The sequence below is a fragment of the Litorivicinus lipolyticus genome (assembly GCF_009650135.1).
GTDB classification, from domain to species: domain Bacteria; phylum Pseudomonadota; class Gammaproteobacteria; order Pseudomonadales; family Litorivicinaceae; genus Litorivicinus; species Litorivicinus lipolyticus.
In genome coordinates this window covers 996,429-1,011,261 of record NZ_CP045871.1, presented here as the reverse complement: position 1 = coordinate 1,011,261, position 14,833 = coordinate 996,429, and the positions used below count along the sequence as shown (strand labels likewise).

The window sequence follows — 14,833 nt, the reverse complement described above, 5'->3', positions numbered from 1 at the left end:
GAAAAGCCTTTCCAGCCAATATCCGCAGCATAGACCTTGGTTTATCTTGACCGGGTATCCCTGAGCGACAATACTTTTTGGAATAACGATATTACATAATAGAATAAGGAGTGAGCCGTGCGACGCAGTGACATAGTAGTGATTGGCGGTGGATCCGCCGGCATCGCCGTAGCAGCCAGCATCAAGGCACGCAACGGCAATGCCCAAATCACCCTGATTGACCCCGCCCACGAACATTTCTACCAACCGGGCTGGACCATGGTCGGCGGCGGCATATTCGATAAAGACGTGACACGGCGCCCCATGGCCAGCGTGATCCCCGATGGTGTCGATTGGCTGCAAACCGCAGTCACCGCGTTTGACCCGGACAATAACTGCGTTCAACTGGCTGACGACAGTCACCTTGAATACGGCCAGCTGATTGTTGCGCCCGGCCTCAAAATTGACTGGGATGCTATCCCCGGCCTCAGCGAAGCACTGGGTCGCAATGGGGTGACCTCGAACTACCGCTTTGACTTGGCACCCTACACCTGGGAGCTGGCGCAAAAAACGCAAAATGGACGGGCGCTTTTTACCCAACCACCAATGCCAATCAAGTGTGCCGGCGCACCGCAGAAAGCCATGTACCTGACCTGCAGCGAAATGGAGAAGCGCGGCTCGCTGGCTGGCAACCAAGTCGCGTTTCACAACGCGGGTCCCGCGTTGTTTGGGGTCGCCGCCTACGTCCCTGCTTTGATGACCTATATCGAGCGTTATGGCATTGATTTGAATTTCAGTTCGCGCCTGTCCCGCGTGCGCGGCGATGAGCAGATCGCCGAGTTCACCCAAACCGACGGTGATGGCAACCAGACCGTGGTCGAAGAAGCGTTCGACATGCTGCACGTATGCCCGCCCCAGTGCCCTCCGGACTTTATTCAACAAAGCCCGCTGGCCAACGATGCCGGGTGGGTCGAGGTTGACCCCGAGACACTGCGCCACGCCCGTTACGACAACATCCACGGCCTGGGTGACGTCATCAGCGCGCCTAATGCCAAAACCGCGGCCGCGGCCCGTATGCAAGCGCCGGTGGTGGCGCACAACGTTTTGGCCGCCATGGGACACGCCCAAGGCACCGCGGTCTATAACGGCTACGGCTCATGCCCGCTGACGGTTGAGCGCGGAAAAATCGTGCTGGCCGAGTTTGGCTACGGCGGCACCTTACTGCCCTCATTCCCAGCCTGGCTGATCGACGGCACCCAGCCCTCGCGCCTGGCGTGGTTTCTCAAGGAACGGCTACTGCCACCGGTGTACTGGCACCTGATGCTAAAAGGTCGCGAATGGCTGACTAAGCCTACCCTTCGATAGTTTTGCTCGACGCACTTTGCCCCCTCACGGGGGCTTTTTTTTTGGGCGTCAATACGGTCGCGCTGAGGGCACAAATCGCAGGCAAAAAAATGCCGGCGTATACGCCGGCACTTTCAATATATGGTGGGTCGTGAGCGACTCGAACGCTCGACCAATTGGTTAAAAGCCAACTGCTCTACCAACTGAGCTAACGACCCGTCAGTAAGTAACGGCGCGTATATTATAGGGCCACGAGATTTTGGCAAGAACTTTTTACGAATATTTCGTTGGATCGGCTATGCCCGCGTCTTCAAACCCAGCCTTGCGCAAACGGCACGCTTCACAACGACCACATGCCCCGCCATGGTCATCGGCCTGATAACAGGTGATCGTCAATCCGTAGTCGACACCCAGCGCGGTGCCGACGGTGACGATGTCACCCTTGGTCATAGTCATCAGTGGCGCATGAATATGAATCCCCGCACCCTCGACCCCAGCCTTGGTGGCAACATTGGCCAAACGCTCGAAGGCCTGAATGAATTCAGGGCGGCAATCCGGATAGCCCGAATAGTCCACGGCATTGGCCCCAATGAACAAATGGTTGGCCCCAATGACCTCGGCATAGCCCAATGCAATCGATAAAAACACGGTATTACGGGCCGGCACGTAGGTGACCGGAATTTCACCGTCGCTGGTGGCTTCCTCGGGCACCTGTATATCGCCGTCAGTCAACGCCGACCCGCCAATCGCATCCAAGTTCAATCGGATGACTTTGTGCTCGTGGGTGCCCTGTGCGGCGACCACACGCAACGCCGCTCGCAGTTCGCTGTCGTGGCGCTGGCCGTAGTCAAAGCCTAGGGTGTAGCAGTCATAGCCGTCGGCCTGGGCCATTGCCAACACCGTGGCACTGTCGAGCCCGCCGGACAATAGAATGACCGCTTTTTTGGAGGTATCTACCATCAGTGACCGGGCTCCTCGCCCCATAAATATTTATGCATTTGCAGCTGCATTCGAACCGGCAGATTATCCGCCACGATCCAGTCGGCCAGCTCGCGTGGGTTGAGCTGACCATGAACCGGCGACAAGAGCAGCTCACCGCCCTTGTCGGCCAACCCATGCTGATCAATTTGCATGCGCGCCCATTCGTAATCAACGCGGTCAGCCAACACAAACTTCAGCTGATCGTTCGGCCCCATGTGCATCAAGTTATCGAACCGGTTACGGGCGTGTTCACCCGACCCTGGCGCCTTCAAGTCCATGACCTTGGAAACCCGCGGGTCGACCTCGGCAATGTCCAGCGCGCCACTGGTTTCGAGGTTGACCTCGTAGCCGGCGTCGCACAACGCCCGCATCAGCGGCAACGCATTGGGCTGGGCCAAGGGCTCACCGCCGGTGACGGTGACGTAGCGTGGCCGATACCCCGCCACCTCGGCCAGGATGTCATCCAGAGCGTGAATGCTGCCGCCGTGGAAGCTGTATTCACTGTCGCACCAGGTGCAACGCAGCGGGCAACCGGTCAGCCGCACAAACACCGTCGGCAAGCCCATGGTTCGGGTTTCGCCTTGCAGCGAGTAAAAGATCTCGGTCAGCCTGAGTGTGTCAGCCATGGGGCTCTCTTTTGAACATCGATGATCAGTCAGTCAGTCAGTCAGCAAGTCGCGAGCTTGGGTCGCTTCGCTGGACTCGGGAGCGCGCTCGATCAGCCGCCCTAGCGTTTGCTGGCCGTCAGCCGTAAAGCCATTCGCCAGCTGCAGCCGCCCCAACTTCAATTCAGCCTGAGTCGCTCGCCGGTAATCCGGGTGCTCGGTTAACAAACGCGTAAACGCTGAAATGGCGTCACCGGGCTTGCCTTGGGCGTCGTACACCTGGGCCAACCAAAACTGAGCATCCGCTCGCAAGGCGCCCGCTGGAAAGCGCTGTCCGAATAACAATAAGGCATCTTGGGCGTCGTCGAATTTGCGTTCACGAATCAGCCCAAATGCGGCTTGATACTCGGCGCTTTCTTGGGCCGGATCACCCAGCTCAACCGCAGGCACCACCGCCTCGACCTGGGAGGCCGAACTGGCCGCCACCACCTCAGACATCGGCGCTGGCTGCGATTGCAGCGCACCAATCCGGCTGTCTAAGTCCAGGTAACGATTGCGGCCGTCTTGCTGAAGGCTATCAATAGTGACGGCTTGCTCTTCGATCATGCCGCGCAGCATCTGCACTTCTTGCTGAAGTAAATCAAAACGTTCCAGCAGATCAATTTGAAGGTCGCGCAGGTTCGACAGCTCGTTCGCCTGCACACCAAATGAAAAGGTCGCCGTTGCTAACGCAACGGCGACCCATTTTTGCTTAAGCATGAACTTAGTTGTAAATCAGTTCGACGCGACGGTTACGTGCGTAACCGCTTTCGTCCTGTGACAGGCTCAAAGGACGTTCCTCGCCGTAAGAAACGGTTTCAATCTGAGCACTGGCTGCGCCCTGAACGATCAGATAGCGCTTAACCGCGTTGGCACGACGTTCGCCCAGTGACACGTTGTAAGCACGGGTTCCGCGTTCATCCGCATGACCTTCAAGGCGCACAGACGCACTTGAGTTGGCCGCTAGATAGGCCGCGTGTGACTGCAATGCCGTTCGTGCGTCCGCTTTGATGCTTGACTGATCGTAATCAAAGAAGAATAGCGTGTCGGCCGCGAATGCCGCGTCCTGAGCGGCTTGCAGCTGCTCGGCTTTCATTTTCATCTGCTCGATCGCAGCCGTGGTGCCTGCGGACGTGTTGTTGCTAGTGGCAGTAGAGCCTGTCATGTCGGCATCACCGCTCATATCGTCCATTTTGGTGCTCGAGCAACCGGCCAATACCGCAATTGATGCAGCTAAGACCAAACTTTTGGCTGTGCCAAACTGATTCATACAGAACCCCTTACTTTAAATTTATGTAGTTACCACATTGTTTAGTCGATCAATTCAAATACGGCGACCATGCCGGTTCTCGAACGTCTCCTGCAGTGGAAGGTATCAGAGACCGTACGCTTCCATCAACGGAGGTTAGTCCCAATACGCCTTTTCCACCACTGCTAGTCGCATAAACAATCAATTGACCGTTCGGCGCTGGGCTGGGTGACTCGTCCAAACCGCTGGCGGTCAAGACCTGAATTGCGCCGGTTGCCTTGGACTGGATCGCGACCTGATAGTCACGGTCAAATTGATGCACGAATACGATGTCATCCGAGTCGGGCAGATAGGATGCGTTCGAATTGTAGCGCCCTTCGTAGGTCAAGCGCTGCGATTTACCCTCCGCCACATCGACCTCGTAGACGTGGGGATTGCCTGCCCTTGTCGAGGTAAATAACAAGCGATCACCGTCGGCCGAAAAACGCGGCTCGGTGTCGATCGCCGCGTTACGCGTGACCCTAAGCAACCGCTGATTGCTCAGGTTTTTGATATAAATTTCAGGGTTACCGTCTTTGGACGACACGAACGCCAGTCGACGCCCATCCGGTGAAAATGACGGCGCCGTGTTTTGGCCTTCATAGTCCGCCACTTTCGTTTGGCGGCCAGTCCCCAGCTCTTGGATATAAATGGCAGAACGCCGACTGGCATAGCTGACATACGCGATACGACCGCCCTCCGGCGACCAGGTCGGTGACATGATCGGCTCTGGCGATTCAAAGATTACTTGCGGTCGTCCGCCGTCGGCATCCGAATAGATCAGCCGAAAGGTCTGGTCTTTTTCGCTGCGGCGCTCAACCGTGACGTACGCCAGCTTGGTCGAAAACACACCCCGATTGCCGGTCAGTTTTTCGTACACCAAGTCCGAAATATAGTGGCCAATGTCGCGCAACTGGGCTGCATTACCCGGAACCCGGGCACGCAGCAGCGAGGCCTGTCCAAACACATCGAATAACTCAAAGGTCACTATCAAACCCTCGCCCTCGGGTTCAACCTGGCCGATCAGCAGGTACTCGGACTCGAGCAAGCGCCAGTCACGAAACACCACATCGCTGCCGCGCGCCGGACGGCTCAACATATTTTCACGGGCGGTGCCCTCAAATTGACCGGTGCGCTCCAGGTTGCGCTCCAGCAAATCCGCCAACTCGAGTGGCAATGCACCGGCCCCGGTGTATTCGAAGGGCACAAAGGCGACCGGAATCGGATCGTCGACCCCTTCTGTGATCTCGATGACCAGTTCGGCGCGGGCCACCATCGCCGGCAACAGCAATGCCCAAATCCAATGTTTCATGCACAACCCCCTAGGGTCTAAAAATCATGGCAAAGCGCCTGAAATTACTTTCAAACTCTTTAGAAGACAAGGTTCGCACCTCGTCAAACGGCGACGCCCGTTCGATCGCACTGCGGGCGCTGCGGTCAAAGGCTGGGCTGCCCGATGAGTCGGTCACGCTGACCCCGACCACGTCCCCCGTCGGCGTCAGTGAAATACGCACCTGCACTTCCAATCCATCGCTGGAGGGCGGCACGCGCCACTGGCGACGAACTTTTTGATCGATCGCCGAGGCGATGCTGCGGGCCAACCGCTGCGAGGCGATCGCGGCCAACGCGGCGTCCTCTGCCGCCGCCGCACGTGCCAACTCATCCGCACGCGCTTTGTCCTCGGCGGCCTTGGCCGCGGCTTTGGCTTTGGCCTCGTCTTCTAAGCGTTTACGTTCCTGGTCCGCCAGCCGCTTGGCACGCGCCTCGGCGTCCTGCTTGGCTTTTTTCGCAGCCTCGGCCCGGGCTTGGTCCGCGCGTTTTTTGGCGGCCGCGTCGGCAGCTTGCTTAGCCTTGGCTTGGGCCTCGGCCTTGCGTGTTTCAGCCTCGGCCTTAGCTTTGGCTTGATCGGCGCGTTGTTGATCGGCAAGCGCTTTGGCCTTGGCCAGCTCCGCTTGCTGCTTAGCCTTTTGCGCCGCCGCCGTCTTGGCTTTCTGTTCGGCCACTAACTTGCGTTGTTTCTCGTCGGCAATGCGCGCGCGGTCTTCGTTTTGCTGTTGCTTCAGCCTCGTCGTTTCAGGGTTTGGGGCCGGCGGGGCCGCTTGCGCCGGCGCCTCACTGGGCGTTACCGGTACCGCCGGGGCGGGCGCCGAGTCGTCGACCGTCAGCACGGTGGCGTTGATAATGTTATCCCGCGGTTGAATTAGGTGCTGATCGGTGTCGACATTCAAGAACAACCCCAGCACCAACAGTGCGTGAATCACCAATGCAAACAAGACCGAAAGACTGTATCCGCCAAATCGTTCCATCTATGGGGCCTTGGAGACCAGACCCAGATTTTTAGCCCCGGCCGCCTGCAACGCCGACATCACCTGCATGATCACTTGGTAACTGACTTGACCGTCGCCGCGCAAGGTCACCTGTACGTCAGGGCGCTGGCGCACGATTTTGGCGACCTGGTCTTGCAAGGTGGCCAAATCAATGGCCTGGTCTTCTTGACCCACGTTCAAATAGGCCAGGCCATCGGCGTCAACGCTGACGATCACCGGCTCTTGATTGGGTTCGATCGGCAGCGGCTCACTCGCCGTTTCGGGTAGCGCGACCTCGACCCCTTGCTCTAACAGTGGTGCCGTGACCATGAAAATCACCAACAACACCAACATCACATCGATGTAAGGCACCACGTTAATTTCGGCAACCATGCGGTTACGCCGGCGCCCGCCCTGTCTCATGCTGACGCCTCGGCCTGCGGTTTGGCGTGAACCTTGCGATGCAAGATTGACGAAAACTCGTCCGCAAAGGTCTCGTGGCCGGCCAAAATACTGTCCGACTGGGCCGCATAGCGGTTATAGGCCACGACCGCCGGTATCGCTGCAAACAGTCCAATCGCCGTGGCGATCAACGCCTCTGAAATACCCGGCGCGACCGTCGCCAGGGTCGCTTGCTGGGCATTGGCAAGGCCGCGGAACGAATTCATGATGCCCCAGACCGTTCCGAACAGCCCGATGTAGGGACTGATGGACCCAATCGTCGCCAACAGCGGCAAGTGCTTTTCCAGGCGCTCTTGCTCACGTGCCACCGCCACCCGCATGCTGCGCTGGACGCCTTCCATCAGCGCATCCGGGTCAACACCGTGTTGCTGACGCAGGCGATTGAACTCCTTGAAACCGGCGCGGAATATCGACTCGGTGCTGAGCGGCTTTTCGCCACCTGGCTCGCGGTAAACACGCACCAAATCCAAACCGGACCAGAAGCGTTCTTCGAAGGCACGGGCTTGACGCTTGGCCGCCGACAACACCATGCCGCGTTGAAAAATTAGTGCCCAGCTGGTGATCGATGACGCCACCAATATCAACATGACGCCTTTGACCAGTAGGCCGGCCTCGGCTACCAGTGCCAGAATCGAGAGTTCTTCGTTCACGCAATATCCCTAGTTATTGTTGTCCGCACCGCCTCGGGCAGTCGCGTCGCCGTAAATGTCTCGGTGCTGACGCACACCGTCACCACCTTGCCATGGACCAAACAGTGCTCGCCACGCCATGCACTCTGCTCGAACACTACCTTTGACCCCCCTAGTTCGGCAATCCGGGTAACGATTCTTAACGCGTCGTCCAACATCGCCGGGGCCAGGTACTCCACTTCAACGTGGCGGACCACGAACAACACCGAATGGGCCGACCGAAGTTCGGTCGCATCGAGCTCAATCGAGCGCAGCCATTCCGTTCGTGCGCGCTCGAAAAATGCTAGGTAGTTGGCGTAAAACACCACGCCACCGGCATCCGTGTCTTCGTAGTAGACCCGCACCGGCCATTCAAAATTCGACATCAAAGCCCTCGACCGCCGCGCGCGCCAAGTCACTGACCATGCGCCCGCGTGGTGTTCGCTGAATATAGCCTTGTTGAATCAGGTAGGGCTCGATCACATCCTCAATGGTGCCACGTTCCTCGCCCAATGCCGCCGCCACGCTGTCCAGTCCGACCGGGCCACCGTCAAAGCGTTCAATAATCATTTTCAGCAACCGCCGATCCAAGGGATCAAAGCCATTATGGTCGACCTGCAGCAGGTCCAGCGCCGCCGCCGCGGTCGTATTGTCGACCCGGCCATCAGCGCGGACCTGAGCGTAATCACGCACCCGGCGCAGCAAGCGGTTAGCGATGCGCGGAGTGCCGCGTGAACGACGCGCAATTTCCCCGGCGCCCTGGGTCTCAACCTCCAGCCCCATCAAACGCGCGGAGCGCTCAACAATCTGGGTTAAATCGGCGATCGAATAAAATTCGAGCCGCTGGACGATCCCAAAACGATCGCGCAATGGCCCCGTTAACAACCCCGCCCGGGTGGTCGCGGCGACCAGGGTAAAGCGCGGCAAATCGAGTTTAATGGAGCGTGCGGCTGGACCTTCACCGATCACGATGTCGAGCTGAAAGTCCTCCATCGCCGGGTACAAAATTTCCTCGACCTGCGGGCTAAGGCGATGAATTTCGTCAATAAACAGTACATCGCCAGGCTCCAGATTGGTCAGCATCGCCGCCAAGTCACCCGGCTTTTCCAAGACCGGCCCCGAGGTTGAGCGCATCTGTGTGCCCATCTCGTTGGCGACGACATGGGCGAGCGTCGTTTTACCCAGTCCTGGCGGCCCGAACACCAATAAATGGTCGAGCGATTCGTCGCGGCCTCGGGCCGCGTCTATGAACAGCCCGAGTTGCTCTTTAACCCGCGGCTGACCAATGTAATCGGCCAACAGTTGCGGCCGCAGGGTGCGATCGTTGAGTTCCGGTTCGAATTCAGCCGGGTCCACGAAACGGTCCATATCAGCCCTTTGCCAGTTGTTTGAGGCCGCCGCGAATCAGCGCTTCGGTCGAGTCGGCGTTGTCTTTGGCGGCTAACTCGACCGCCTTGTGGGCATCACGCTCGTTATAGCCCAGCGCCATCAGCGCGGCCCGGGCTTCGCTGGTCGAACCTTGGCCCTTGGTGGTCAGGGTGGCCAGCGGCGCATCCGGCAGTCGGTTTTTAAGCTCCACCGCCAAGCGTTCCGCGGTGCGCTTGCCAACCCCAGGTATCTGGGTCAGCGCGACCACGTCGCCGGACGCGGCCACGCGTGACAGCTCGTCCAGGGTAAAGGTCGACAAGATTGCCAGCCCCATTTTCGGACCGACCCCACTGATTTTGGTGATCGCCTGAAACAGGCCGCGGTCGGCGCGGCTGCTGAAGCCAAACAGGGCCGGGATGTCATCGCGCTGGCCTTGATGTATGTGCAAGGTCGCCGGTTGGTTCAACCCCGGCAACACCGCCAGGGTCGAAATCGGCACTTCGATTTCATAGCCCACACCCGCCACGTCCAAAACTACGGCGGGTTGATCGATCAAAACTAGGGTTCCAGACAAACGCGCAATCATGCAATTACCTAAAGCGACCGCGGCGGACGCTGTTGGCCCCAACGCGCATCAGCGCGTTTGAGGCGTGGCTGTGACAAACCGCGACGGCCAGTGCGTCGGCGGCGTCGGACAGGGGAATTTCGGGCAGTCCCAAAATCATCTTAATCATTTGCTGGACCTGATCTTTGGTGGCCCGACCGGTCCCGACAACGGACTGTTTGATGTGGGTGGCGGTGTACTCAGCGACCGGCAGGTTGACCGAGGTGGCGGCGACAATGGCCGCGCCCCGAGCCTGACCCAATTTGATCGCCGACGAGACGTTTTTGTTGACGAACACTTCTTCGATGGCGCACTGGTCTGGCTTGTAATGTGCAATCACCTCGGCCAATCCCGCGTGGATCTCGCCAATACGATTAACAAAGTTGTCAGCGCGGGCTTGGATCACGCCATTATCGATATGACGCGGCTGACCGCGCTCGACCAGCACCAACCCATAGCCCGTGATGCGAGAGCCAGGGTCGATGCCCAGTATTAAGGACACTTACAGCGAGTCCAGGAATTCATCGGCGAATTCAGCGTTGGTGTGAACTTCTTGGACGTCATCCAAGTCTTCTAGCATATCGATCAGCTTCATGACTTTTTCCGAGTCCTCGACCGACAATTCGGTGACCGTCGATGGGATTTGGTTGATGCCGGCGTCGACGACCTCGAAACCGGCCGAGTCCATGGCGTCACGGACCTCGCCCAGCGCCGTCCAATCGGTTTCGACGACGATGCCTTGCTCGCTCACCACCACATCATCGGCACCGGCCTCCAATGCCACATCCATGACCGCGTCTTCGCTCGCGCCCTCGCCCAAAAAGATCTGACCTTTCTTGGCGAACAGGTAATTGACCGAACCGTCGGTGCCCAGGTTGCCGCCGCACTTGCTAAAGGCATGACGCACTTCGGACGCTGTTCGATTGCGGTTGTCGGTCATGCAGTCGACCATCACCGCGACCCCGGCGACGCCGTAGCCTTCGTACGTCAACTCTTCGATGTTCTCGGCTTCGTTATTACCGGCACCGCGGTCGATGGCGCGCTGCAACGTGTCCTTGGTCATGTTGGCGCTCAAGGCCTTGTCGACCGCCGCGCGCAGGCGCGGGTTATCGTTCGGCTCAGGGCCGCCCATGCGCGCCGCCACCACCAACTCACGAATCAGCTTGGTAAACACCTTGCCGCGCTTGGCGTCTTCCTTGGCCTTTTTGTGCTTGATGTTGGCCCATTTACTGTGACCTGCCATATCAGTCCTCGACTTTGACGCGCTGACGCAGGCCCAACTCTTTGAGCTGGTTCGGGTCAGCGGCACCCGGCGCGTCGGTCATGACACAGGCCGCGCTTTGCGTTTTCGGGAAGGCAATCACGTCACGAATGCTGTCCGAACCAGTCATCAGCATGACCAGACGGTCCAGGCCAAAGGCTAGGCCGCCGTGCGGCGGCGCGCCGTATTTCAGCGCGTTCAACAGGAAGCCAAATTTCTCTTCGCGGTCCGCTTCGCTGATACCCAGCACCTCGAACACCGCGTTTTGCATGGCCGGCTCGTGAATACGAATCGAACCGCCGCCCAATTCGGTGCCGTTCAAGACCATATCGTAGGCGCGTGAGTTGGCCGCCAGCGGGTCCGCACGTAATTCGTCCGGGGAACAGGTCGGCGCGGTAAAGGGGTGGTGCAGCGCGGTCAAGCCGCCGTCCTTGGTCCGTTCGAACATCGGGAAATCGACCACCCACAGCGGCGCCCACTGGTCTTTGACCAAGCCCAGGTCGTGACCGACCCGGACGCGCAATGCACCCAGCGCGTCGCTGACGACAGTGTCGGAATCCGCGCCGAAGAACAGCAAGTCACCGGTTGCGGCACCACAGCGGGCCAGCACGTCGCCGACCACGTCGGGGATGAACTTGACGATCGGTGATTGCAGCCCGTCCAGGCCAGCATCCATGTCATTAACCTTGATCCAGGCCAAACCTTTGGCGCCGTATTGACTGACAAAATCGGTGTATTTGTCGATCTCTTTGCGGGTCAGGCTTGAGCCACCGGGCACGCGCAGTACCGCGACCCGTCCGTTCGGGTCTTTGGCCGGGCCCGAGAAGACCTTGAATTCAACGTCTGCCATCAAATCGGCTACGTCAACCAGCTCCATATCGATGCGCAGGTCCGGCTTATCCGAACCAAAACGACGCATGGCTTCGTGCCAGGTCATGCGCGGGAAATCACCCAGCTCAACGTCCAGCACGTCCTTGAACATGTCCCGCGCCAAGCCCTCGGTCAGGGCCATGATGTCCGACTCGTCGACAAACGACATTTCCAAATCGACCTGAGTGAATTCAGGCTGACGATCCGCACGCAAGTCCTCATCACGGAAGCACTTGGCGATTTGGTAGTACTTGTCGACGCCAGACACCATCAACAGCTGCTTGAACAACTGAGGCGACTGCGGCAATGCAAAGAACTGGCCTTGGTGGGTGCGCGAGGGCACCAGGTAATCGCGCGCGCCTTCGGGCGTGGCACGTGTCAAAATCGGCGTTTCAACGTCGACGAAGCCTTGCTGGTCCAGGAACCGACGAATCGATGCACTGACTTTCGAGCGCAGCATCAGCTTGTTCAGCATGTCCGGGCGACGCAGGTCCAAGAAGCGGTTTTTCAAGCGCACTTCTTCGCCCACTTTGGAGTGGCTATCCAATTGGAACGGCGGTGTTTCTGCTTCGTTGAGCACCGTGACTTGCTTGCCCAAAAACTCGACCGCGCCGGACTTCATGTCGTTATTGACGGCGCCTTCGGGGCGCGCACGCACGCGGCCGGTAATTTGCAGCACCCATTCGGGGCGCGCGCGATCGGCGGTGGCGAAGGCCTCAGCCGTGTCGGGATCGATGACAACCTGGAGGATGCCTTCGCGGTCACGCATGTCCAAGAAGATGACGCCACCGTGGTCACGACGACGATCCACCCAGCCGGCAATAGTTAGGGTTTGGTCCAGTTGGTCGGCTGTTACGTCGCCGCAGTACATATCGCGCATGCGTGTCCTTTATTTCGATTCAGTTGATGCAGGTTTTGATTCGGTTTTGGCAGGTTTCGAGTCTGCCGCCGGTTTGGCGCTGTCGCCGGCCAAGTTTTTCTTGGCCCCGGATTTAAAGTCTGTTTCGTACCAGCCGCCGCCTTTTAAGCGAAAACCGGCCGATGACATCCGCTTGCGCAGACCGTCTTGGTGACAGCTTGGGCACTCAAGCAATGGCGCATCGGACAACTTCTGCAACGCCTCAAGGCTGTGCTCACAGGCACTGCAGACATATTCGTAGATCGGCATGGCGCATTCTCAAGGAAGATTAAAAGCGGCGCAGAGTATAGCCAACCTTGGGCATGGATTGCACCGTTTCGCGTGTATTCAACGAGCGCGCACCCCAAGCGCTTTGGCCCAGTCCACATCCACCCCGGTGGCCGCGTCGATCAAGCCCCATCGAGAAATTCAGCAGCCTCTTTGGTTGGCAATTGAGACTGGCTTTGGCGGTAATCGGCGGCGGCCAAGTCATCACGCCCAAGGGCCTGATGAATGCGCGCGCGAACCGTGTAATTGCGGTAAAACTCGGGGTTAAGCTTGACCGCCAGGTCGGCGGATTTCAGGGCCTCGGACGGTCGCTTTAAGGCCAACAGGGCTTCGGCCTTAAGTTCGTAAAACAGGGCCTCGCGGCCTTCAATCTTGATCGCACGGTTGGCGTCATTTAAGGCGTCGTCAAAGGCTTTTTCCGACAGCGCCTTGCGGCCAGCATCCAGGTGCGCGTATGCCGCTTCGGTAATACGCAGGCGCTGGGTCGCGGATTGGTAATCCTCACGCCCGACCGTGCCGCCGACACCCCAGGCCGCGGCGGTGGCGATATTGCGCTCGACCCGCTCGGCGCTGGGCGGGTGCGACGCGAACAGGTTGTTCGCGGTACCGCCGCCGAATTTGCTCAAAAAGGTTTGCTGCAAACGAACCGCGCCTTGCGGATCGTAACCGGCGGCGACCATGTAGCGCATACCGAAGCGGTCGGCTTCCAGCTCATCCTCGCGCCCAAATTTAGCCTGGACCGCTGCCAGGCTAATCTGGCCCAGTTGCTGGGCGGCTTGGCGCGTTCCCGGCGCATCAATCAGCGCACCCAGTATTTCAATACCCAGTCCGCCCAGTTGCGCTTTGCCCATTTGATTGGCCGAGTGCCCGGCGTCAGCGTGCACTATTTCGTGGGCCAACACCGCCGCCAATTCAGCCTCGTCCTGCATTGCCAATAACAGCCCGCGGTTCAAAGCAATTTTACCGCCGGGCAAGGCCCAGGCATTCCACGACGAGTCGTTAACGACGACGAACTCGTAGGCCAGGTCGCGCTGGGCATGCACCGCCAAGGACTGGCCGACCTTTGATACATAAGCCTGCAGTGCCGGGTCGGCCACGTAATCACCGCCGGCTTGTTGTCGCATCGGGCTGTAACGGGATTCGCCCAGGCGTTGCTCGTCCGCCGGGGACATCAGGCGCAACTCGGAGGCGCCGGTCACGGCATTGGTTGCACACCCGGACAGCATCACCAGCGCACACATAATTGGCATCAAAAAGGACATCAGTTCCCCACCGCAAACGTCAAAAAATCAGTGTAATGAATACGGCCGACAAACATCAGCTCGGATCCGGGGAATGGGACGGTTGTACAGGGGCCGGCGCGCCGACCGCAGCCAGGTGTTCGGCCAAGGCATCCAGACACGCCGCAACCGCTGCCGACTGAATCGCCGCACGATCGCCGCTGAACACGCGCTGGAAGCTGACGCAGCCGCCAGCACTGGCCAATGCCATCCACACCAAACCGACCGGCTTGGTCGGACTGCCGCCGCCAGGACCTGCCACCCCAGAGGTCGCGATCGCCACCTGACAGCCGCTGTACCGACGCGCTCCCTGGGCCATTTCGCGCACCACCGCGTCACTGACGGCGCCTTCACAGTCTAGGGTTTGCGGGCTGACCCCCAACATTGAGCGCTTGGCCGCATTTGAATAGGTGACCGCGCCCCAGTGGAAATAAGCACTGGAGCCCGGCGCCGCGGTCAAGGCCGCCGCCAGCTGGCCGCCGGTACAACTTTCCGCTGTGGCAATCGAGGTCGGTGAATTCAGCAGCGTAGCAATGACAGGATGCATCGGGGGCCCCGCACGTAAGGATGAATTAGCAGCCCTGGTAGATTA

The 14,833-nt window shown here is 59.1% G+C and carries 18 protein-coding genes and 1 tRNA gene; 1 reads left to right on the top strand and 18 read right to left on the bottom strand.

Annotation, left to right across the window (positions count from 1 at the left end):
• The first annotated feature begins 117 nt into the window (after nt 1–117).
• Complete coding sequence (locus GH975_RS05200) at nt 118–1,344, top strand: NAD(P)/FAD-dependent oxidoreductase (protein ID WP_153713511.1); 1,227 nt, start codon at nt 118–120, stop codon at nt 1,342–1,344.
• A 121-nt stretch (nt 1,345–1,465) separates the two neighbouring features.
• Here the strand turns inward: GH975_RS05200 and GH975_RS05195 are convergent.
• The 18 genes from GH975_RS05195 to GH975_RS05110 form a co-directional block, all read right to left on the bottom strand.
• Nucleotides 1,466–1,541 (bottom strand) — tRNA-Lys (locus tag GH975_RS05195).
• A gap of 55 nt (nt 1,542–1,596) precedes the next feature.
• The gene (queC, locus tag GH975_RS05190) at nt 1,597–2,283 is read right to left on the bottom strand and encodes a 7-cyano-7-deazaguanine synthase QueC (protein ID WP_211365843.1); all 687 of its coding nucleotides are present in this window, start codon (nt 2,281–2,283) and stop codon (nt 1,597–1,599) included.
• Nucleotides 2,283–2,930, bottom strand: a complete 648-nt coding sequence (gene queE, locus GH975_RS05185) for a 7-carboxy-7-deazaguanine synthase QueE (protein WP_153713509.1) — start codon at nt 2,928–2,930, stop codon at nt 2,283–2,285. The genes queC and queE overlap by 1 nt, the downstream gene beginning before the upstream one ends.
• Before the next feature lie 33 nt (nt 2,931–2,963).
• Nucleotides 2,964–3,668 carry a YbgF trimerization domain-containing protein gene (locus GH975_RS05180; RefSeq protein WP_153713508.1) on the bottom strand — a complete coding sequence of 235 codons (705 nt, stop codon included), beginning with the start codon at nt 3,666–3,668 and terminating at the stop codon, nt 2,964–2,966.
• Nucleotides 3,669–3,672: 4 nt separating this feature from the next.
• Nucleotides 3,673–4,218: a peptidoglycan-associated lipoprotein Pal gene (gene pal / locus GH975_RS05175; RefSeq protein WP_153713507.1), complete on the bottom strand. Its 546-nt coding sequence runs from the start codon at nt 4,216–4,218 to the stop codon at nt 3,673–3,675.
• Nucleotides 4,219–4,267: 49 nt separating this feature from the next.
• Nucleotides 4,268–5,548: a Tol-Pal system beta propeller repeat protein TolB gene (gene tolB, locus GH975_RS05170; protein WP_153713506.1), complete on the bottom strand. Its 1,281-nt coding sequence runs from the start codon at nt 5,546–5,548 to the stop codon at nt 4,268–4,270.
• Nucleotides 5,549–5,558: 10 nt separating this feature from the next.
• Entirely contained in the window at nt 5,559–6,542 is a 984-nt protein-coding gene (tolA, locus tag GH975_RS05165; RefSeq protein WP_153713505.1) for a cell envelope integrity protein TolA, read from the bottom strand.
• Nucleotides 6,543–6,965: a protein TolR gene (gene tolR / locus GH975_RS05160; RefSeq protein ID WP_153713504.1), complete on the bottom strand. Its 423-nt coding sequence runs from the start codon at nt 6,963–6,965 to the stop codon at nt 6,543–6,545.
• Entirely contained in the window at nt 6,962–7,654 is a 693-nt protein-coding gene (tolQ, locus tag GH975_RS05155) for a protein TolQ (RefSeq protein ID WP_153713503.1), read from the bottom strand. Before tolQ ends, tolR begins: the two co-directional genes overlap by 4 nt.
• Nucleotides 7,651–8,058, bottom strand: a complete 408-nt coding sequence (gene ybgC / locus GH975_RS05150; RefSeq protein WP_153713502.1) for a tol-pal system-associated acyl-CoA thioesterase — start codon at nt 8,056–8,058, stop codon at nt 7,651–7,653. Before ybgC ends, tolQ begins: the two co-directional genes overlap by 4 nt.
• Entirely contained in the window at nt 8,045–9,040 is a 996-nt protein-coding gene (gene ruvB, locus GH975_RS05145; RefSeq protein ID WP_153713501.1) for a Holliday junction branch migration DNA helicase RuvB, read from the bottom strand. The genes ybgC and ruvB overlap by 14 nt, the downstream gene beginning before the upstream one ends.
• 1 nt (nt 9,041) lies before the next feature.
• Entirely contained in the window at nt 9,042–9,626 is a 585-nt protein-coding gene (gene ruvA / locus GH975_RS05140; protein ID WP_153713500.1) for a Holliday junction branch migration protein RuvA, read from the bottom strand.
• A 4-nt stretch (nt 9,627–9,630) separates the two neighbouring features.
• Complete coding sequence (gene ruvC / locus GH975_RS05135) at nt 9,631–10,146, bottom strand: crossover junction endodeoxyribonuclease RuvC (protein WP_153713499.1); 516 nt, start codon at nt 10,144–10,146, stop codon at nt 9,631–9,633.
• Nucleotides 10,147–10,887: a YebC/PmpR family DNA-binding transcriptional regulator gene (locus GH975_RS05130; RefSeq protein ID WP_153713498.1), complete on the bottom strand. Its 741-nt coding sequence runs from the start codon at nt 10,885–10,887 to the stop codon at nt 10,147–10,149.
• A 1-nt stretch (nt 10,888) separates the two neighbouring features.
• A complete protein-coding gene (gene aspS / locus GH975_RS05125; RefSeq protein WP_153713497.1) occupies nt 10,889–12,655 on the bottom strand; it encodes an aspartate--tRNA ligase in 1,767 nt (588 codons plus the stop codon).
• 9 nt (nt 12,656–12,664) lie between these two features.
• Nucleotides 12,665–12,943: an FmdB family zinc ribbon protein gene (locus GH975_RS05120; protein ID WP_153713496.1), complete on the bottom strand. Its 279-nt coding sequence runs from the start codon at nt 12,941–12,943 to the stop codon at nt 12,665–12,667.
• 140 nt (nt 12,944–13,083) lie between these two features.
• Nucleotides 13,084–14,223: a M48 family metalloprotease gene (locus GH975_RS05115; RefSeq protein WP_153713495.1), complete on the bottom strand. Its 1,140-nt coding sequence runs from the start codon at nt 14,221–14,223 to the stop codon at nt 13,084–13,086.
• Nucleotides 14,224–14,278: 55 nt separating this feature from the next.
• The gene (locus GH975_RS05110) at nt 14,279–14,788 is read right to left on the bottom strand and encodes a CinA family protein (protein WP_153713494.1); all 510 of its coding nucleotides are present in this window, start codon (nt 14,786–14,788) and stop codon (nt 14,279–14,281) included.
• Nucleotides 14,789–14,833: the final 45 nt, after the last annotated feature.

Excerpts from the sequence above, each read along its gene's own strand:
- queC (WP_211365843.1), bottom strand. The coding sequence starts at position 2,283 with ATGGTAGATACCTCCAAAAAAGCGGTCATTCTATTGTCCGGCGGGCTC.
- queE (WP_153713509.1), bottom strand. The coding sequence starts at position 2,930 with ATGGCTGACACACTCAGGCTGACCGAGATCTTTTACTCGCTGCAAGGC.
- GH975_RS05180 (WP_153713508.1), bottom strand. The coding sequence starts at position 3,668 with ATGCTTAAGCAAAAATGGGTCGCCGTTGCGTTAGCAACGGCGACCTTT.
- pal (WP_153713507.1), bottom strand. The coding sequence starts at position 4,218 with ATGAATCAGTTTGGCACAGCCAAAAGTTTGGTCTTAGCTGCATCAATT.
- tolB (WP_153713506.1), bottom strand. The coding sequence starts at position 5,548 with ATGAAACATTGGATTTGGGCATTGCTGTTGCCGGCGATGGTGGCCCGC.
- tolA (WP_153713505.1), bottom strand. The coding sequence starts at position 6,542 with ATGGAACGATTTGGCGGATACAGTCTTTCGGTCTTGTTTGCATTGGTG.
- tolR (WP_153713504.1), bottom strand. The coding sequence starts at position 6,965 with ATGAGACAGGGCGGGCGCCGGCGTAACCGCATGGTTGCCGAAATTAAC.
- ybgC (WP_153713502.1), bottom strand. The coding sequence starts at position 8,058 with ATGTCGAATTTTGAATGGCCGGTGCGGGTCTACTACGAAGACACGGAT.
- ruvB (WP_153713501.1), bottom strand. The coding sequence starts at position 9,040 with ATGGACCGTTTCGTGGACCCGGCTGAATTCGAACCGGAACTCAACGAT.
- ruvA (WP_153713500.1), bottom strand. The coding sequence starts at position 9,626 with ATGATTGCGCGTTTGTCTGGAACCCTAGTTTTGATCGATCAACCCGCC.
- GH975_RS05130 (WP_153713498.1), bottom strand. The coding sequence starts at position 10,887 with ATGGCAGGTCACAGTAAATGGGCCAACATCAAGCACAAAAAGGCCAAG.
- aspS (WP_153713497.1), bottom strand. The coding sequence starts at position 12,655 with ATGCGCGATATGTACTGCGGCGACGTAACAGCCGACCAACTGGACCAA.
- GH975_RS05120 (WP_153713496.1), bottom strand. The coding sequence starts at position 12,943 with ATGCCGATCTACGAATATGTCTGCAGTGCCTGTGAGCACAGCCTTGAG.
- GH975_RS05115 (WP_153713495.1), bottom strand. The coding sequence starts at position 14,223 with ATGTCCTTTTTGATGCCAATTATGTGTGCGCTGGTGATGCTGTCCGGG.
- GH975_RS05110 (WP_153713494.1), bottom strand. The coding sequence starts at position 14,788 with ATGCATCCTGTCATTGCTACGCTGCTGAATTCACCGACCTCGATTGCC.